Raw genomic sequence first — 17826 nt, 5'->3', positions numbered from 1 at the left:
GTAATAGCCCGAGCGCGCTCGACGGGGCCAGCGGGCATCTGGGTCCGCTTTGCGGCCCATCGCCGGCAAGCCGGCTTTGTCCGCACCCATCAATGATGCTTGCGCGGCACCGGCTTGAGCAGTTCGTCCGGCGGCATCTCGCATTTGATCTTGCGCCCCAGCAGCGTCTCGATCGCCGGCAACTGATATGAATCGTCCTCACCGGCAAAGCTGATCGACACACCATTGGTGCCGGCACGGCCCGTACGGCCGATACGGTGCACGTAGTCATCCGGGTCTTCCGGCAGGGTGAAGTTGATCACATGGCTGATGCCGTCGATGTGAATGCCTCGCCCCGCCACGTCGGTGGCCACCAACACGGTGATCCGGCCTTCGCGGAAACTTTCCAGGGTACGTATGCGCTTGTGCTGCGGCACGTCGCCCGACAGCTGGGCGGCATTGATACCGTCGCGTACCAGTTTCTCCTCGATACGCCGCACTTCGTCCTTGCGGTTGGCGAACACCATCACCCGCTCCCACTTGTTCTGGGTCACCAGGTTGTACAACAGCTTGTACTTGTCGCTGCCCGCCACCGCGTAGACGTGCTGTTCGACGGTTTCGCTGGCGACATTCTCCGGCTCGATCTCGACGATCGCAGGGTTGGTGGTCCACTGCTTGGCCAGGTTCATCACGTCGTCGGTGAAGGTGGCAGAGAACAGCAGGGTCTGGCGCTCGCTCTTGGGTGGGGTCTGACGGATGATCTGCCGCACCTGTGGGATGAAACCCATGTCGAGCATACGGTCGGCTTCGTCCAGCACCATCACCTCGACCATGTCCAGATGCACATCGCCGCGCTGGTTGAAGTCCAGCAGGCGGCCAGGGGTGGCCACCAGGATGTCGCAGTGGCGTGCTTCCAGCGCCTTGAGCTGCTTGTCGAAGTCCATGCCGCCGACGAAAGTCATGACGTTCAGGCCGGTGTATTTGGTCAGCGCGGCAGCGTCCTTGGCGATCTGTACCACCAGCTCGCGGGTAGGCGCGATGATCAGCGCACGCGGCTCGCCCATGTAGCGCTCTTTGGGCGGCGGCGTCTGCTGCAGCTGAGAGATGATCGAGATGAGGAACGCGGCGGTCTTGCCGGTGCCGGTCTGCGCGCGGCCAATGGCGTCCTGCCCGCGCAGGGTGTAACCCAATACCTGGGCCTGGATCGGCGTGCAGTAAGGAAAGCCCAGGTCATGGATGGCGTGCATCAGCTCGTTGGAGAGCTTGAAATCGTGGAAGCGGGTCTTGCCTTCCTGTGGTTCGACCACGAAGTCTTCAGGCTTCCAGAGGCTGGCCTGGGGTTTGGGCTTGCGTTCGCGGCGGGGCTTGTCCTTGGCCGGCGGCTCGGCTTTGGCCGCGGCGACAGGCAATGGAGCCTTGGCGGCGGCTTCGGTGCGCGGCGTGGAGGGCTGCGGCTCGGGCTGGGCTACGTGCGCCGCAGGCGGCGTGATGCTGGCAGCAGGAGCGACGGCCTGAGGTGCCGCGTCTCCCTTGCCGAATATTTTCTTGAGTGCCTTGAGCACGATCGTCTCATCAACTGATTAAGGAATGTACGCCGGGCAGTGTAATGCAAGATCTGGGCGCGGCGTAGCGGAATGCGCCCACAACTACAAGAGAGCCTGACTATTGCAGTTGCGTGCTCAGCCAGTCGTGGATATCGCTCAGCTCTGCCACCACCACCTCGTGCTCCATTGGGTATTCCTGCCAGCGTGCGGCCACGCCCCAGGTGTTCAGGTACTCGAAAGCGGTGCGGCCCATGGCCGGGATCACCACCGGGTCGTGCACCCCATGCAGGCACAGGGCCGGGGTGCGTTGCTGACAGGCGCTCAGCTGATGGGTGTCGTTGAAGGTCGGTGCGTAGGTCGACAGTGCGATCACACCGCCCAGTGCTTCTTGCCACTTTATATAGGCGGTGTGCAGCACGACCGCGCCCCCTTGGGAGAAACCGGCCAGGATGATCCGCGTCAGGTCGATGCCCTTGGCCCGCTCGGCTTCGATAAGGGCAATGATCTGGTCGGCCGATTCTTCCAGCTGCGCTTCGTCGATGGCGCGGGCCGGGGTCATGGCCTTGATGTCGTACCAGCTGGGCATGGCATAGCCGCCGTTGATGGTGACTGGCCGGGTCGGCGCCTGGGGCATGACGAACCGCGTGCTCAGCAGACGTTCCTGCATGAATTCGGCAACCGGTAGGAAGTCGTAACGGTCGGCGCCCAGGCCGTGCAACCAGATCACACAGGCATCTGCGGTTTTCTGGGGTTCGAGAATCAACGGGTGGGTCATGACTGCTCCGAAAGTGTGCGAATCGTATGAAGGCATGCGCAAAAAGAAGGCGCTGGAAATGATTGTCGGAAAAAGAATGTCGCAACGATACAACTTTCCCTACTTGACGAGCGCTTAAACGCTTTAGCCGCCAACTATGGTACGCCCCTTGCTATGAAACCTGCGATGCAAGGGTCGGGCCGGTACGGTAACACCCTTGACACGCGAAGGCTGTCATAGAACAGCCCATTGCGCCATTGACCCAATAACAAGCCAACAAGGGTCGGATGCGCCTCATAAGGGTGCGGTGCAATTCCGGCTCGTACAACAAGAGCGATTTGGAGGTTGTGAATGAAGATGTTGAAAACCACCCTGGCAGTCCTCACCGCTGCCGCCGCGCTGGGCGCCGTGAGCAATGCCCAGGCCGGCGCCACCCTCGATGCGGTCAAGAAGAAGGGCTTCGTTCAGTGTGGCGTGAGCGACGGTCTTCCAGGCTTCTCGGTTCCTGATGCGCAGGGCAAGATCATCGGTATCGACGCCGATGTCTGCCGCGCCGTGGCCGCCGCGGTGTTCGGCGATGCCACCAAGGTCAAGTTCAGCCAGCTCAACGCCAAGGAACGCTTCACTGCGCTGCAGTCCGGCGAAGTCGACGTGCTGTCGCGCAACACCACCTGGACCAGCTCGCGCGATGCCGGCATGGGCCTGGTGTTCACCGGCGTCACTTACTATGACGGCGTTGGCTTTTTGGTCAACAAGAAGCTGGGTGTTTCCAGTGCCAAGGAGCTCGATGGCGCGACCATCTGCATCCAGGCAGGTACCACCACCGAGCTGAACGTCTCCGACTACTTCCGCGCCAACGGCCTGAAGTACACCCCGATCACCTTCGATACCTCCGACGAAAGTGCCAAGTCGCTGGAGTCTGGCCGTTGCGACGTGCTGACCTCGGACAAGTCGCAGCTGTTCGCCCAGCGTTCCAAGCTGGCCGGCCCGACCGACTACGTGGTGCTGCCGGAAACCATCTCCAAGGAGCCGCTGGGCCCGGTGGTACGCAAGGGCGACGAGGAGTGGTTCAGCATCGTCAAGTGGACCCTGTTCGCCATGCTCAACGCCGAAGAGGCTGGCGTCACCTCGAAGAATGTCGAGGCTGAAGCCAAAGGTACCAAAAATCCTGACGTCGCCCGCCTGCTGGGTGCCGATGGTGAGTACGGCAAGGACCTCAAGCTGCCCAAAGACTGGGTAGTACAGATCGTCAAGCAAGTGGGTAACTATGGCGAGGTGTTCGAGAAGAACCTGGGCCAGAGCACTGACTTGAAGATCGACCGTGGCATGAACGCCCTGTGGAACAACGGCGGCATCCAGTACGCGCCACCTGTGCGCTGATGGCTGCACCCTGCGGCGGCATTCCGCCGCCGCAGGCTGTTCGAATCCCTACTGTCCGGGGCACTTCATGCAAAATCAAATCGGCGCACAAAAGGGGCTGACCCTGAGCGATCCACGTGTGCGCGCGTGGTTATTCCAGATTCTCACGATCATCTTCGTGGTGGGTCTGGGCTGGTACCTGTTCCACAACACGCAGACCAACCTGCAACACCGGGGCATCACTTCCGGTTTCGACTTCCTCGACCGCAGTGCCGGCTTTGGCATCGCCCAGCACCTGATTCCCTACGTGGAGTCCGACAGCTATGCACGCGTGTTCGTGATCGGCTTGCTCAATACCCTGCTGGTCACCTTCATCGGCGTCATCCTGGCAACGATCCTGGGGTTCATCATCGGTGTGGCGCGCCTGTCACCGAACTGGATGATCAATAAGCTGGCGACGGTGTACGTCGAGACATTCCGCAACATCCCGCCGCTGCTGCAGATCCTGTTCTGGTATTTCGCTGTGTTTCTGACCCTGCCGGGGCCACGGGGCAGCATCAGCTTCGACGATGCCTTCTTCATCAGCAACCGTGGCCTGAACATGCCCGGCGCTACCATGGCCGAAGGCTTCTGGCCATTCGTCGCCGCCCTGGTGCTGGCGATCGTGGCAATCATGGCGATGGTGCGTTACGCCAACAAACGCTTCAACGAAACCGGCGAACCGTTCCACAAATTCTGGGCAGGGCTTGCCCTGTTCCTGGTGATCCCAGGCCTTTGTGCGTTGCTGTTCGGCAGCCCTGTGCATTGGGAAAACCCGCAGCTCAAAGGTTTCAACTTCGTTGGCGGGTGGGTTCTGATTCCGGAACTGCTTGCGCTGACCTTGGCACTGACCATCTACACCGCCGCGTTCATCGCCGAAATCGTGCGCTCGGGCATCCGTTCGGTCAGCCATGGCCAGACCGAAGCCGCCCGTTCGCTCGGGCTGCGCGAAGGCCCGACGCTGCGCAAGGTGATCATCCCCCAGGCACTGCGGGTGATCATTCCGCCGCTGACCAGCCAGTACCTGAACCTGGCGAAGAACTCGTCGCTGGCGGCCGGCATCGGCTACCCAGAGATGGTCTCGCTGTTCGCCGGTACCGTACTCAACCAGACCGGCCAGGCCATCGAGGTGATCGCCATCACCATGAGTGTCTATCTCGCCATCAGCATCAGCATTTCGCTGCTGATGAACTGGTACAACAAGCGCATTGCGCTGATCGAGCGGTGAGGATACGCCCGTGAATGCCCATGTTTTCAAACCTGACATGCCGCCACCGGTCAAGACCGTCGGCGTGCTCGCATGGATGCGGGCAAACCTTTTCTCCAGCTGGATCAACACCCTGCTGACCCTGTTCGCCGTGTACCTGATATGGCTGATCGTGCCGCCGCTGCTGCAGTGGGCGTTGATCGACGCCAACTGGGTCGGCACCACGCGCGCCGACTGCACCAAGGAGGGCGCCTGCTGGGTGTTCATCCAGCAGCGCTTTGGCCAGTTCATGTACGGCTACTATCCGGTGGAGTTGCGCTGGCGCGTGGACCTGACCGTATGGCTTGCCGTGCTGGGCGCCGCGCCGCTGTTCATCAAGCGTTTCCCGCGCAAGGCCGTCTACGGCCTGGGCTTTCTGGTGGTGTATCCGATCCTGGCCTACACGCTGCTGCATGGCGGATACCTTGGCCTGGCAAGCGTGCCGACCAGCCAGTGGGGCGGGCTGATGCTGACCCTGGTCATCGCCACGGTGGGTATCGTGGGCGCCTTGCCGCTGGGCATCCTGCTGGCCTTGGGGCGGCGTTCACGGATGCCGGCGGTGAAGGTGGTCTGCGTGACCTTCATCGAGTTCTGGCGTGGGGTGCCGTTGATCACCGTGCTGTTCATGTCGTCGGTGATGCTGCCGTTGTTCCTGCCCGAAGGCATGAGTTTCGACAAGCTGCTGCGGGCCATGATCGGCGTGATCCTGTTCCAGTCGGCGTACATCGCCGAGGTGGTGCGAGGTGGCCTGCAGGCCATCCCCAAGGGGCAATATGAGGCCGCTGCCGCGATGGGCCTGGGCTACTGGCGTTCGATGGGCCTGGTGATCCTGCCGCAGGCGTTGAAGCTGGTGATCCCTGGCATCGTCAATACCTTCATCGCCCTGTTCAAGGACACCAGCCTGGTCATCATCATCGGCCTGTTCGACCTGCTCAATAGCGTCAAGCAGGCTGCCGCCGACCCGGCCTGGCTGGGCATGGCCACCGAGGGCTATGTGTTCGCAGCCCTGGTGTTCTGGATCTTCTGTTTCGGTATGTCCCGCTACTCCATGCACCTGGAGCGCAAGCTGGACACTGGCCACAAGCGTTAGGAGTTTCGAAATGAGTGAAGCGATCAAGCAGCCTGCCGGCCCAGAAGGCATCATCCAGATGCAGGGCGTCAACAAGTGGTACGGCCAGTTCCATGTACTGAAGGACATCAACCTGAACGTGCGCCAGGGTGAGCGTATCGTGCTGTGCGGGCCGTCCGGTTCGGGCAAGTCCACCACCATCCGCTGCCTCAACCGCCTGGAAGAACACCAGCAGGGGCGCATCGTGGTCGATGGTGTGGAGCTGACCAACGACCTCAAGCAGATCGAGGCGATCCGCCGTGAGGTGGGCATGGTGTTCCAGCATTTCAACCTGTTCCCGCACCTGACCATCCTGGAAAACTGCACCCTGGCGCCCATGTGGGTGCGCAAGATGCCGCGGCGCAAGGCCGAGGAAATCGCCATGCACTATCTGGAGCGGGTACGCATCCCGGAGCAGGCGCACAAGTTCCCGGGGCAGTTGTCTGGTGGCCAGCAGCAGCGCGTGGCGATTGCCCGGGCGCTGTGCATGAAGCCGAAGATCATGCTGTTCGACGAGCCGACCTCGGCGCTCGACCCGGAAATGGTCAAGGAAGTGCTCGACACCATGGTTGGCCTGGCCGAGGACGGCATGACCATGCTCTGCGTGACTCACGAAATGGGCTTTGCCCGCACGGTGGCGAACCGGGTGATCTTCATGGATAAGGGGGAGATCGTGGAGCAGGCTGCGCCTGATGATTTCTTCGACCGGCCGCGCAGTGACCGTACCAAGCTGTTCCTCAGCCAGATCCTGCATTGAGGCAACTGGGGCCGCGCTGCGGCCCATCGCCGGCAAGCCGGCCCACAGGTACGGCGCCGGGCTCAGTATAGGCGCAGCACTTGTGGCAGCGGGCTTGCCGGCGATGGGCTGCAGAGCAGCCCTTCTGTTATTTCGCTTCTTCTGGGGCAGCTGCCGGAGCAGGTGGCGGCCGCAGGCCCACCTCGGCGATCAGCTTCAGCTGCTGACCGTTACGCATCACCTCGATGGTGATCTTCTCGTTCGGCTTGATCCGCGCCACCTGGTTCATCGACTTGCGCCCGTCACCGGCCGGCTCGCCATTGATGCTCAGGATCACGTCACCGAGTTGCAACCCGGCCTTCTGCGCCGGGCCATCGCGGAAAATGCCCGCGACAACGATACCGGGGCGGCCCTGCATGCCATACGATTCGGCCAGTTCCTGGCTCAGCGGCTGAACTTCGATACCCAGCCAGCCACGAATCACCTGGCCATGCTCGACGATCGACTTCATCACCTCCAGTGCCAGTTTGACCGGGATGGCGAAGCCGATGCCCTGTGAACCGCCAGATTTGGAGAAGATCGCCGTATTGATGCCGACCAGGTTGCCGTTGGCATCGACCAGTGCGCCGCCGGAGTTGCCCGGGTTGATCGCTGCGTCGGTCTGGATGAAGTCTTCGTAGTTGTTCAGCCCCAGCTGGTTGCGGCCAGTGGCGCTGATGATGCCCATGGTAACGGTCTGGCCGACGCCGAAGGGGTTGCCGATGGCCAAGGTGACGTCACCGATGTGGATGGTGTCGGAGCGGCCGATGGTGATTGCCGGCAGGCTCTTGAGGTCGATCTTCAAGACTGCCAGATCGGTTTCGGGGTCGCTGCCGATCACCCGTGCCAGGGTTTCGCGGCCGTCTTTGAGGGCCACGACGATCTGGTCGGCGCCGCTGGTGACGTGGTTGTTGGTCAGCAGATAGCCTTCGGGGCTCATGATCACCGCCGAGCCCAGGCTCGACTCCCAGCGCCGCTGCTTGGGCAGGTTGTCGCCGAAGAAGCGGCGGAACTGCGGGTCTTCGAACAGCGGGTGGGCGCTCTTGTTCACTACCTTGGTGGTGTACAGGTTGACCACGGCGGGGGCGGCGAGGGTGACGGCGTCGGCATAGGATACCGGGCCTTGCATGATCTGCGTGGTTTGTGGCGCTTGTTGCAGGTTTACATCCTGGCTGGGCAGGCCGACCCACTGCGGGAAGCGCTGAATGATCAGTATGGCGATCAATATGCCGGTAAGCAGGGGCCAGCCAAAATAACGCAAAGCCTTGAACATGAACGAATCCTGGGAGTGGGCGAGGGCCATGGAGGCGCGGCGGAGCGCGAACGCGCGCGATCATACACCGGTTTCCCCAACGCCGGCGACGGCCCATAATGGCGGCCATTATACGGGCGTTGTTCCCGTTGAACGTGCAGATTTCGAGGAGATTTTCCATGGCCGTCGCCCTTGACACCCTGGTTGAAGAAGCCGAGCGTTACCTGGGTAGCGCAAAAATCCAGGATTACTGCCCCAACGGCCTGCAAGTCGAGGGCCGCCCGCAGGTCAGCCGCATTGTCAGCGGCGTCACCGCCAGCCAGGCATTGCTCGATGCCGCAGTCGAGGCACAGGCCGACCTGGTACTGGTGCACCACGGTTATTTCTGGAAGGGCGAGAACCCGTGCATCACGGGGATCAAGCAGCGCCGCCTGAAGACCCTGCTCAAGCACGACATCAGCCTGTTGGCCTTCCATCTGCCGCTGGATGTGCACCCTGAGGTCGGCAACAACGTGCAACTGGCCCGCCAGCTGGATATCACTGTCGAAGGGCCGCTGGACCCGAATAACCCCAAGGTGGTCGGGCTGGTAGGTTCGCTGGCCGAGCCTGTGACGGCGCGCGATTTCGCCCGCCGTGTGCAAGAGGTCACGGGGCGTGAGCCGCTGCTGGTCGAGGGTGACCAGGTGATCCGTCGCGTCGGCTGGTGTACCGGCGGAGGGCAGGGCTATATCGATACGGCGATCGCGGCAGGGGTGGACGTGTTCATCAGTGGTGAGGCGTCCGAGCAGACCTACCACAGTGCCCGCGAAAATGGCGTGAGCTTCATTGCCGCCGGGCACCATGCCACCGAGCGTTACGGCGTGCAGGCGCTGGGCGACTACCTGGCTCGGCGCTTTGCCCTGGAGCACCTGTTCATCGATTGCCCGAACCCGATCTGAGGCCATCTTCGGCCCCATCGCGGGCAAGCGGGCCTCCAGTGCATGGGCGTCGGTTTGCCGGCGAAAGGGGCCGCAGAGCGGCCCTTCGATAGCCAAACCCCCAGTCATATCGTTAGACCTTTTCGATCTAGTCAGGCGCCTAAATAGAATCAGCCGCTGTGATAAAGTGGCTCGCTCGAACACGGCCCGAAGGCCGTCCATAAGATCGTTTTACGTGAGTAGCCATGGTCGACAAACTGACGCACTTGAAACAGCTGGAGGCGGAAAGCATCCACATCATCCGCGAGGTGGCCGCCGAGTTCGACAACCCGGTGATGCTCTACTCGATCGGCAAGGATTCCGCCGTGATGCTGCACCTGGCACGCAAAGCCTTCTTCCCAGGCAAGCTGCCGTTCCCGGTGATGCACGTCGACACCCAGTGGAAATTCCAGGAGATGTACCGCTTCCGCGACAAGATGGTCGAGGAAATGGGCCTGGAGCTGATCACCCACGTCAACCCTGAAGGTGTGGCGCAGGGCATCAACCCGTTCACCCATGGCAGCTCCAAGCACACCGACATCATGAAAACGCAAGGCCTCAAGCAGGCTTTGGACAAGCATGGTTTCGACGCCGCTTTCGGTGGTGCCCGCCGCGACGAAGAAAAATCGCGTGCCAAAGAGCGCGTCTATTCGTTCCGTGACAGCAAGCACCGCTGGGACCCGAAGAACCAGCGCCCAGAGCTGTGGAACGTCTACAACGGCAAGGTCAACAAAGGCGAGTCGATCCGCGTGTTCCCGCTGTCGAACTGGACCGAGCTGGACATCTGGCAGTACATCTACCTCGAAGGCATCCCGATCGTGCCGCTGTACTTCGCTGCCGAGCGTGAAGTCATCGAGAAGAACGGCACCCTGATCATGATCGACGACGACCGCATCCTCGAGCACCTCTCCGAGGAAGAGAAAGCGCGCATCGTCAAGAAGAAGGTGCGTTTCCGTACCCTCGGTTGCTACCCGCTCACGGGTGCTGTCGAGTCGGAAGCCGAAACGCTCACCGACATCATTCAGGAAATGCTCCTGACGCGCACTTCCGAGCGCCAGGGCCGAGTCATTGACCACGATGGCGCTGGCTCCATGGAAGACAAGAAACGTCAGGGCTACTTCTAAGCTTCAAGTTACAAGCGGCAAGCTGCAAGAAAGAAGCGAAACGCGTTAGCTTCTGAAATTTGCGGACTGCCGCCTGCTCTGCGGGCGCACAGGGAGTGCTCGCAGTGGATTTTGAGAAGTTACTGGTTTGGCAGAGAAGCAAGTGCTTAGCGGTCGAGATGTATCGGGCTTTTGCCGAATGCCGAGATTTTGGGTTCCGATCTCAGATCACACGCTCAGCTGTTTCAATACCCTCCACTATTGCAGAGGGGATGGAGCGTAGAGGATGGCGAGAGAAGGTCTGGTTTCTCAGCGTAGCGAAAGCCTCCAGTGCGGAGCTGCGTACGCAACTGATCATCGCCGGTGAAATAGGTTACCTGCCCGCTGAATTGGCTAACGACTGGATTAACGAAACCCGCGAGCTCTCCAAAATGCTTGCAGGGTTGATCAACAAAATTTCTAACTAGCTGTATGCCGACAAGCTTGCTGCTTGAAGCTTACAGCTTGGAGCTTGAATGCAATGAGTCACCAATCCGATCTGATCAGCGAGGACATCCTCGCCTACCTGGCTCAGCACGAGCGTAAAGAACTGCTGCGTTTCCTCACCTGCGGCAACGTGGATGACGGCAAGAGCACCCTGATCGGGCGCTTGCTGCACGATTCGAAGATGATCTACGAGGACCACCTCGAGGCCATCACCCGTGATTCGAAGAAGTCCGGCACCACCGGCGAAGAAGTCGACCTGGCGCTGCTGGTCGATGGCCTGCAGGCCGAGCGTGAGCAAGGCATCACCATCGATGTCGCCTACCGCTATTTCTCCACCGCCAAGCGCAAGTTCATCATCGCCGACACCCCAGGCCACGAGCAGTACACCCGCAACATGGCCACCGGCGCGTCCACCTGTGACCTGGCGATCATTCTGGTCGATGCCCGCTACGGCGTGCAGACCCAGACCCGCCGGCACAGCTACATCGCTTCGTTGCTGGGCATCAAGCACATCGTCGTCGCGGTCAACAAGATGGACCTCAAAGGCTTCGATGAAGGCGTCTTCGAGGCAATCAAGGCCGACTACCTGAAGTTCGCCGATGCCATCAACCTGACCCCGAGCAGCCTGCACTTCGTGCCGATGTCTGCGCTCAAGGGCGACAACGTGGTCAACCGCAGCGAGCGTTCGCCGTGGTACACCGGCCCTGCGCTGATGGAAATCCTCGAAACCGTCGAGGTCGCGGCCGACCGCAACTTCACCGACCTGCGTTTCCCGGTGCAGTACGTCAACCGTCCTAACCTGAACTTCCGCGGCTTCGCCGGCACCCTCGCCAGCGGCGTGGTGCACAAGGGCGACGAAATCGTCGTGCTGCCCTCGGGCAAGAGCAGCCGGGTCAAGTCCATCGTCACCTACGAAGGTGAACTGGAGAACGCCGGCCCAGGCCAGGCCGTGACCCTGACCATGGAAGACGAGATCGACATCTCCCGTGGCGACCTGCTGGTACATGCCGACAACGTCCCACCGGTGACCGACCAGTTCGACGCCATGCTGGTATGGATGGCCGAAGAACCGATGCTGCCGGGCAAGAAATACGACATCAAGCGCGCCACCAGCTACGTGCCGGGCTCGATTGCCAGCATCACCCACAAGGTCGATGTGAACACCCTCGAAAAAGATGCAGCCAGCGCGCTGCAGCTGAACGAGATCGGTCGCGTCAAGGTGTCGCTGGACAGCGCCATCGCCCTGGACGGCTATGACAGCAACCGCACCACCGGTGCGTTCATCGTCATCGACCGCCTGACCAACGGCACCGTCGGCGCCGGCATGATCATCGCCCCGCCTGTTCTGCCGCACGGCAGCACCGGCCAGCATGGTAAGCAGGCCCACGTGTCTACCGAAGAGCGCGCCCTGCGTTTTGGCCAGCAGCCAGCCACCGTGCTGTTCAGCGGCCTGTCCGGTGCCGGCAAGAGCACCCTGGCCTATGCCGTGGAGCGCAAACTGTTCGACATGGGCCGTGCGGTGTACGTGCTCGATGGCCAGAACCTGCGCCACGACCTGAACAAGGGCCTGCCGCAAGACCGCGCCGGTCGTACCGAAAACTGGCGCCGCGCCGCCCATGTGGCGCGCCAGTTCAACGAAGCCGGCCTGCTGACCCTGGCTGCGTTCGTGGCCCCGGATGCCGAAGGCCGCGAACAGGCCAAGGCCCTGATCGGCAAAGAGCGCCTGGTGACCGTTTACGTTCAGGCCTCGCCGTTGGCCTGCCGTGAGCGCGATCCGCAGGGCCTGTACGCTGCCGGTGGCGACAACATCCCGGGTGAGAGCTTCCCGTTCGATGTGCCGCTGGATGCTGACCTGGTGATCGATACCCAGAACACCAGTGTCGACGAAGCCGTGAAGTTGGTGCTGGATGTGCTGCGTCAGCGTGGCGCTATCTAAGTACTGGCTGCCATGCAAAACCCCGCTTCGGCGGGGTTTTTTTTTGAAGCGTACATGGCTCACAATCCGTGGCTGATTGACATATGAACAAATTGACAAGTTGACATGCTGCCTGGCTCGGTCTAATCTTCGCTTTAAGAGTCTAATCAGCCCCTGAGGAGGTGCCATGACGACTGCTGCCCACAAAGAGATCCACCCCACGATCGCTCACCTCGAGGCGGCCAAAGCGGCATTGCGTGGGCGATTTGAAGAGCACCTTGCCCGCGCATCGGCAGCGGTCGTGCTGAAAGCCGTGGCCCTTGCCGACGAAAAAGCGTTTGCCGCACTGGCCAAGGTCGACGTGAACTCGAAGCGAAGTGTTGCTACCCGCAATCAGGAAGCGGCAGCCAATATGAAAGCGCGCGCCTTTGAGCGTGTAGCTAGCCGTTGCGAGTTACTAGACCCCAAGGCCGCGCACGAGATATTGGGGATTACCAAACAGGCACTGAGCCAGAAGACCAAGGCTGGCCACCTCCTGGCTTACACCAACATCGGTAACCGCAGAAAATACTACCCAGCGTTTCAGTTTGCCTATAACAAGCCAAGGGCGGTTGTTGCGACCCTGATCAAGGCGCTCGATGTCGACCCTGCAGATACCGAGGCCATGAATTTTCTGGTTCAGCATCTAGTCGGCAAGATGGATTATTCCGAGCCTGGGGAGCCGAGCAATGAAGTGCCACGTTTCGAGTTATTGGACGACAGCGATGCCTTGGCAATCATCAAGCGGGACTACGTCAATGCCATGGAAGCGGGGCGGTGAATAGCGGACCCTATCGAAGGTCGAGTGCCTGAGCTGTTACTCCAGAGCAACTCCCAGGCTGTCCAGAAATTCGATGGCCGTTTCACCATTCGAGAGTACCGCCTCCAGTACCAACCGATGGCTCATCGCTAAAACTTGGAGTGTGCGGCCTTCGAACAAAACAAGATTGCAGCCATTCATCGAGCCGGTTACGGTGTATACCGCTGACTGATAAAGCAGCCCGTCAATCTCCCTTAGCTGCATGCACGCCTGGCTGAATCTCTGCGTCAGAGCGTACCCCTGCCTGCCTTGCCCCTTGGCCTGTACGATATCTCGCAATTTGTGATTAGTGGCCCTGTTCGCCAGGGCGGCCACGTCTACGACATTCAGGTCGCGAGCAGCCTTTAGCCGGTGCAGCGACGTCTGCTCCAGGTGAGAAAGGCGTACCGGCTGATCATCAACGCCCTTGCCAGGCTGAAAAGACTCCGCCAACGCAACTTCTTCAGTGAATCCCAAGTAATAAACGCCGACCCGTTTGGCAGAGTCAGCGTAGCGGGTATCGGAATCGGCGCGGTAGTGGACAGGGTTGGCGTCGTAGCGGGAGGGTTGAACGCGATGCAAAATTGTACCTCTTCGTATTTGTCGCATCAGTTCTGGATAGTTGTTCAGTGCTTGCTGTACCTTTCTTTTTATGTCGTTTTCATACCGCTGTACCTCACTGCTCATGACCGCCCTCCGATCTGATCGCGCTGTTGACCAGGCTGCTATTCAATAGCCTCGGTCCATGTGGCTTTCTTGCCCTCAATCAATTTGAAATGCTGATCGTAGTCGCTTCGCCTCTCGCACCCTTGTTTGTAGGGGTCCATGTCGCAAGCGAACTTCAGGTCCTGCTTATCAGGTAAAAGCAGGGGTCTCCCATGGACACACCCTGACAAAATCGGGATCAACAAGAGTGCAGTTGTTCTCATTTCGTATCCTTGAATAAGGCAAGTTCCTGCGATTTTCGCCAAGCTGCCATATGTGCGATCACCTGCTCGGCGCAGCATTCGTGTGCGGTTTCGGTGTAGTAGATCGGGTCTTCGGCGATTGCCATCCTGACTGCCTGGGTGAAGTGGTCGAAGTCATCGAAAGTCTGTGCGGCTAGCTTGTTAAGAATGTGGTTGGGGGTATGAGCAGCCATAGGATAGTTCTCTTGAGCGGGTGTCAAAAGATGGTGACGTAGTCTTTGAATTTTATAAACCTAAGTAGAACCTATTTGGCTGTGGGCCGTTTTCTTCCGATGTGTAGGAATTTTCAATCGCACGCGTTGGGGAGGTCAGAGGGCCTGAGTTATCAGGACCTCTGTATGAACCTTGTCAGGACGTCTTGAAGCTATCCCTACCGTTAGCTAGGCGCCATTCCTTGATGATTCTGAGTATTTCCTGTGGCTCACCATCCTTGCTGGAAGCAGGCTTGTACAATAAATTAATGCCAGATGGATGTTCAGTGATTTTTCTGAAATGTAGTAGCAGAGGAGCTAGCACAGCGTCAGGCTCGTCGTCATTTGCTCTGTCGATTTCGTTCAGGAAGTCCAGAAATTCTTCTTCTGTATAGTCGCTGAGTTTTTCTTTAAATTTCATTGGTTGTCTCCATAATGAATTCTATTATGAGCCACCGGTGTCACGATTTTAATGTTGTCCATGTCGTAGACTCCGCCGCCCTCACTTATCGGCGTGGAGTGATGGAGCACAAAAGTTACCTGACTCCTGTAGATGTCACTATCATCTACTGGCGGAGCATTCCCGTTTTTCCTCATCCGGCGCAAGCTTCTTTCGTCAAATTGCTTCGATAGCTCTGAATCATTAGCGATTGCCTTCCAGAATTTTGTTCGGAATGCATCGAAATTTCTGTATTCCGTACCTCTGAGAAGGTCAGCAATATGTGCTGGGATTGACGCGCCGTTTTTCCGAGTACCATCTCCGAGCCAGGTTCCCGTTATCTGCATGCCGACACCTGTAGCGGTCCCCGGCTCATAGCGTGGGCTTTTGAACACCACCAGAATAGGCGGTAATCCCGAGTCCATGGGGAAGGTGATGATCAGCCGTTCCTGGTCCAGCAAATCCAGCGCGGGGTAACCCTCTGTTTCGGTATTGACGGGGTTCAGGGTGCTGCCGGTGTAAACGACGGTGCCGGGCGGTGCTGGTGGCAAGCTGGTAGAACTTCCGTCTTCACCGCCCGGCGCGCTGGCGGGTGTCCAAGTGAGAATCCGGTGCGGATTATCCAGTGCCAGGCTGTAGACCTGACGTTCAGTGTCGAATGTCGCTGCGCGTACCGGTACCGGCTTGCCCCCAGCCACCACATACAGGTCCATGCCATTTTCGTGCTCGGATCCAGCCAGCAGATACGGCAGGTCGATGCTGGTTGATGACGCTGCCAAGGTTGCAAGGTCAGGCCCACCGGGTGGCGTGAGGCTGGCTAGCGGGGTGCTGATAAGATAACGGCGCTCACTGTTGCCCAGCGTTGACGGCCAGGCCATCGCAAGGGTGCCTACTGCAAGGGAAGGAATAGTCGTAGCAACAAGGCGGGCAATCGCGGCCGTGATTGTTTCACCCAAAGCCGAGTAAGCCGCTTCGGCTACTGCAAAAGAGGTAGCACCAATGGGGATTACGGCAGGCGTCAGTCCCGCCGGACGCGCTTTGTTGATATAGGAAATGCTCCGCCGCAGAGCCTCTAGCCTTTGCCGCTCGGCATCTGCAGCCAAGCGCTCAGCTTCGGCCTGCTGGCGTGCAGCTTCTTCCTGTGCGGCGAGTTGACCTTGGAGGTTCTCCACTTCAGCGGCGCGCTGCATCAGGTGTTGCGTGGCACCTGCATATACGCCCAGGAATCTGATCGATTCGGTTAGCGCCAGTGCGAGGTGGTATTCCTGCCAGCGCGGGCCAGCCCGGCGTAATCGTTGTTCATCTACAAGATGCAAAAGCCCTTCAAGTTGAGGCTTCGACAGGGGGGCGTTGATACGGGGATTTTGATTATGGTACGGCGGAATTTGTGATTGCTTGGCCTGCACCAGGGCAGCAGCGGTTGCCAGGTAGGCGCTGAAGGTTTGAACAAGCGTGAGCGCGTCGTCAATGACGGTTTGCCCCAGCTCATGCTGAAGGACGTTGGGTAAACAATCGAAATGTATCTGCCGCTCTGCGTGAATCTGAGCTGTTCTGCGCGCGATCACTTCCACCAGATTTGGAGGCTGATGGTTGAGCTCCTCCTGATCCACTTGCCTTGCGAGGCCCTCAAGTTCGTCTGCCAGCGCTTGGTGCTTTTGAGCTTCGATGTGTAAACGGTATGTGCCTTCCCAAGACCTCTGCAGCCTCGTGGACCATTCCACACCTAGCTCTTCGCCTGTTTTTGCTGCGAAGAAGCCCGGGTCCAGAAACCGGCTCATCATTGAATCGCCGCGCTTGTAGAATGCGGGTACGCCAAAGTAGTTATTGGCGTCGGGCAAGATCTGCAAATAACCATCACGAATCTGACTGATTCGCGATGACAGGATTTGTTGTTCTGTTGAGAGTGTTGATGTCGCGCCGTTTGTACTGTTCGCCTCGGCTTTGATCTGGGCTTTCAGTGCAGTAATGGTTTCAGGGAGCTGGCTTACTTCGTGAGCATATTTTTCTGAATAGTCCTTCTCGATAATCTGAAATTCTTCTGTCAGCACTCTGCGAGTGGAGATGACCCGTGCAATGTCATTTTTGGTTGGACTGGTGCCGCGTGGATAACCATCGCTTAGTCCCCAGCCACCTGCTCCCGGTCCACCACCTCCTCCACCAATAAAACGCAGTTCGGCACCTGTTGGTGCTTGCGCGCTGATGTACAGCGCCTCATCGAGATAATACGTGTTGTCCCGTGCCATGTAGGTTCTCCTAGTAGCTACACGGGTTAGCTTTTCGTATATCGAATTCGCGGTATGTCAGCTGCGGCCTGTCAATCGGTAGGAAGCTTCCTGGCACTCGGAAAGATCTGACTTAGATGTGTTTTTCCGATACAGGTATTACCCTTTTCTCCTTCATCGCCTTGTAGGAAAAACTCGAATAAATCTCCTTCACCCCGGGCAAGCGCTGCAGCACTTTGCGGGTAAATTCACCGAATGACTCCAGATCCCGTGCGAGGATTTCCAGCAAGAAGTCATAGCGCCCGGAGATGTTGTGGCAGGCGACGATCTCGGGGATTTCCATCAGCCGCCGTTCGAACGCCAGGGTCATGTCCTTGGTGTGCGAGTCCATCATGATGCTGACGAAGGCAGTCACCCCGAACCCCAGCGATTTGGGCGAAAGGATGGCCTGGTAGCCGGTGATGTAGCCGTTGTCCTCAAGCAGCTTGACCCGTCGCCAGCAAGGGGAGGTTGTCAGTGCGACCTGGTCGGCAAGTTCGGCGACGGTGAGGCGGGCGTTGTTCTGGAGTGCAGCGAGCAGGGCGCGGTCGGTACGGTCGAGGCTGTTAGGCATGGTTTGCCCTCAGGAGGAAGTTATCGTTCTTTTTGTTCC

General features: G+C 59.3%; 17 protein-coding genes. 9 read left to right on the top strand and 8 right to left on the bottom strand.

Going from position 1 to position 17826, the window contains the following annotated elements:
* Positions 1–89: 89 nt before the first annotated feature.
* Positions 90–1541: an ATP-dependent RNA helicase RhlB gene (gene rhlB / locus ACIPZH_RS15240; protein WP_241806633.1), complete on the bottom strand. Its 1452-nt coding sequence runs from the start codon at positions 1539–1541 to the stop codon at positions 90–92.
* Positions 1542–1641: 100 nt separating this feature from the next.
* Positions 1642–2298, bottom strand: a complete 657-nt coding sequence (locus tag ACIPZH_RS15235) for an alpha/beta hydrolase (protein WP_400636726.1) — start codon at positions 2296–2298, stop codon at positions 1642–1644.
* Positions 2299–2628: 330 nt separating this feature from the next.
* Between ACIPZH_RS15235 and ACIPZH_RS15230 the strand changes: the two genes are divergently transcribed.
* The 4 genes from ACIPZH_RS15230 to ACIPZH_RS15215 all read left to right on the top strand — a co-directional run bounded on the left by ACIPZH_RS15230 (position 2629) and on the right by ACIPZH_RS15215 (position 6786).
* Positions 2629–3657 carry an amino acid ABC transporter substrate-binding protein gene (locus ACIPZH_RS15230; protein ID WP_241806635.1) on the top strand — a complete coding sequence of 343 codons (1029 nt, stop codon included), beginning with the start codon at positions 2629–2631 and terminating at the stop codon, positions 3655–3657.
* A gap of 67 nt (positions 3658–3724) precedes the next feature.
* The gene (locus tag ACIPZH_RS15225) at positions 3725–4903 is read left to right on the top strand and encodes an amino acid ABC transporter permease (RefSeq protein ID WP_400630325.1); all 1179 of its coding nucleotides are present in this window, start codon (positions 3725–3727) and stop codon (positions 4901–4903) included.
* Positions 4904–4913: 10 nt separating this feature from the next.
* Positions 4914–6011: an amino acid ABC transporter permease gene (locus tag ACIPZH_RS15220; RefSeq protein ID WP_241806637.1), complete on the top strand. Its 1098-nt coding sequence runs from the start codon at positions 4914–4916 to the stop codon at positions 6009–6011.
* A 10-nt stretch (positions 6012–6021) separates the two neighbouring features.
* Positions 6022–6786 carry an amino acid ABC transporter ATP-binding protein gene (locus ACIPZH_RS15215; RefSeq protein WP_054899237.1) on the top strand — a complete coding sequence of 255 codons (765 nt, stop codon included), beginning with the start codon at positions 6022–6024 and terminating at the stop codon, positions 6784–6786.
* Positions 6787–6913: 127 nt separating this feature from the next.
* Here the strand turns inward: ACIPZH_RS15215 and algW are convergent, their stop codons facing one another.
* The gene (algW, locus tag ACIPZH_RS15210) at positions 6914–8077 is read right to left on the bottom strand and encodes a Do family serine endopeptidase AlgW (protein ID WP_241806638.1); all 1164 of its coding nucleotides are present in this window, start codon (positions 8075–8077) and stop codon (positions 6914–6916) included.
* A gap of 158 nt (positions 8078–8235) precedes the next feature.
* Here algW and ACIPZH_RS15205 point away from each other — a divergent pair, with 158 nt between their 5' ends.
* The 5 genes from ACIPZH_RS15205 (at position 8236) to ACIPZH_RS15185 (ending at position 13336) form a co-directional block, all read left to right on the top strand.
* On the top strand, positions 8236–8994 hold the full coding sequence (locus ACIPZH_RS15205; protein WP_241806639.1) for a Nif3-like dinuclear metal center hexameric protein: 759 nt from the start codon (positions 8236–8238) through the stop codon (positions 8992–8994).
* Positions 8995–9218: 224 nt separating this feature from the next.
* Positions 9219–10136, top strand: a complete 918-nt coding sequence (cysD, locus tag ACIPZH_RS15200) for a sulfate adenylyltransferase subunit CysD (RefSeq protein ID WP_054884652.1) — start codon at positions 9219–9221, stop codon at positions 10134–10136.
* 104 nt (positions 10137–10240) lie between these two features.
* Positions 10241–10582, top strand: coding sequence for a four helix bundle protein (locus ACIPZH_RS15195; protein ID WP_267821113.1), 342 nt, complete (start codon positions 10241–10243; stop codon positions 10580–10582).
* A 53-nt stretch (positions 10583–10635) separates the two neighbouring features.
* Entirely contained in the window at positions 10636–12537 is a 1902-nt protein-coding gene (gene cysN / locus ACIPZH_RS15190; RefSeq protein ID WP_400636725.1) for a sulfate adenylyltransferase subunit CysN, read from the top strand.
* Between the two features lie 166 nt (positions 12538–12703).
* Positions 12704–13336: a hypothetical protein gene (locus ACIPZH_RS15185; RefSeq protein WP_400636723.1), complete on the top strand. Its 633-nt coding sequence runs from the start codon at positions 12704–12706 to the stop codon at positions 13334–13336.
* A 36-nt stretch (positions 13337–13372) separates the two neighbouring features.
* On the opposite strand, the gene ACIPZH_RS15180 is transcribed toward ACIPZH_RS15185, so the two are convergent.
* The 5 genes from ACIPZH_RS15180 to ACIPZH_RS15160 all read right to left on the bottom strand — a co-directional run bounded on the left by ACIPZH_RS15180 (position 13373) and on the right by ACIPZH_RS15160 (position 17787).
* Positions 13373–14041, bottom strand: coding sequence for an RES family NAD+ phosphorylase (locus tag ACIPZH_RS15180; RefSeq protein ID WP_400636721.1), 669 nt, complete (start codon positions 14039–14041; stop codon positions 13373–13375).
* A 238-nt stretch (positions 14042–14279) separates the two neighbouring features.
* Entirely contained in the window at positions 14280–14495 is a 216-nt protein-coding gene (locus tag ACIPZH_RS15175) for a bacteriocin immunity protein (RefSeq protein WP_400636720.1), read from the bottom strand.
* A gap of 175 nt (positions 14496–14670) precedes the next feature.
* Complete coding sequence (locus ACIPZH_RS15170; RefSeq protein ID WP_400636719.1) at positions 14671–14934, bottom strand: bacteriocin immunity protein; 264 nt, start codon at positions 14932–14934, stop codon at positions 14671–14673.
* Positions 14931–17195 carry an S-type pyocin domain-containing protein gene (locus ACIPZH_RS15165; protein ID WP_400636718.1) on the bottom strand — a complete coding sequence of 755 codons (2265 nt, stop codon included), beginning with the start codon at positions 17193–17195 and terminating at the stop codon, positions 14931–14933. Before ACIPZH_RS15165 ends, ACIPZH_RS15170 begins: the two co-directional genes overlap by 4 nt.
* A 112-nt stretch (positions 17196–17307) precedes the next feature.
* On the bottom strand, positions 17308–17787 hold the full coding sequence (locus tag ACIPZH_RS15160; protein ID WP_400636717.1) for an Lrp/AsnC family transcriptional regulator: 480 nt from the start codon (positions 17785–17787) through the stop codon (positions 17308–17310).
* Between the last annotated feature and the right edge of the window lie 39 nt (positions 17788–17826).

Source organism: Pseudomonas sp. NPDC089758 (assembly GCF_044748705.1).
Lineage (GTDB): Bacteria > Pseudomonadota > Gammaproteobacteria > Pseudomonadales > Pseudomonadaceae > Aquipseudomonas > Aquipseudomonas putida_X.
The sequence above is the reverse complement of the archived record's forward strand: the minus strand, read 5'-3'. Positions and strand labels throughout refer to the sequence as shown.

Coding starts and splice junctions, on each gene's coding strand:
- ACIPZH_RS15235 (WP_400636726.1), bottom strand. CDS start 2,298: ATGACCCACCCGTTGATTCTCGAACCCCAGAAAACCGCAGATGCCTGT.
- ACIPZH_RS15230 (WP_241806635.1), top strand. CDS start 2,629: ATGAAGATGTTGAAAACCACCCTGGCAGTCCTCACCGCTGCCGCCGCG.
- ACIPZH_RS15225 (WP_400630325.1), top strand. CDS start 3,725: ATGCAAAATCAAATCGGCGCACAAAAGGGGCTGACCCTGAGCGATCCA.
- ACIPZH_RS15215 (WP_054899237.1), top strand. CDS start 6,022: ATGAGTGAAGCGATCAAGCAGCCTGCCGGCCCAGAAGGCATCATCCAG.
- algW (WP_241806638.1), bottom strand. CDS start 8,077: ATGTTCAAGGCTTTGCGTTATTTTGGCTGGCCCCTGCTTACCGGCATA.
- ACIPZH_RS15205 (WP_241806639.1), top strand. CDS start 8,236: ATGGCCGTCGCCCTTGACACCCTGGTTGAAGAAGCCGAGCGTTACCTG.
- cysD (WP_054884652.1), top strand. CDS start 9,219: ATGGTCGACAAACTGACGCACTTGAAACAGCTGGAGGCGGAAAGCATC.
- cysN (WP_400636725.1), top strand. CDS start 10,636: ATGAGTCACCAATCCGATCTGATCAGCGAGGACATCCTCGCCTACCTG.
- ACIPZH_RS15185 (WP_400636723.1), top strand. CDS start 12,704: ATGACGACTGCTGCCCACAAAGAGATCCACCCCACGATCGCTCACCTC.
- ACIPZH_RS15180 (WP_400636721.1), bottom strand. CDS start 14,041: ATGAGCAGTGAGGTACAGCGGTATGAAAACGACATAAAAAGAAAGGTA.
- ACIPZH_RS15175 (WP_400636720.1), bottom strand. CDS start 14,495: ATGGCTGCTCATACCCCCAACCACATTCTTAACAAGCTAGCCGCACAG.
- ACIPZH_RS15170 (WP_400636719.1), bottom strand. CDS start 14,934: ATGAAATTTAAAGAAAAACTCAGCGACTATACAGAAGAAGAATTTCTG.
- ACIPZH_RS15165 (WP_400636718.1), bottom strand. CDS start 17,195: ATGGCACGGGACAACACGTATTATCTCGATGAGGCGCTGTACATCAGC.
- ACIPZH_RS15160 (WP_400636717.1), bottom strand. CDS start 17,787: ATGCCTAACAGCCTCGACCGTACCGACCGCGCCCTGCTCGCTGCACTC.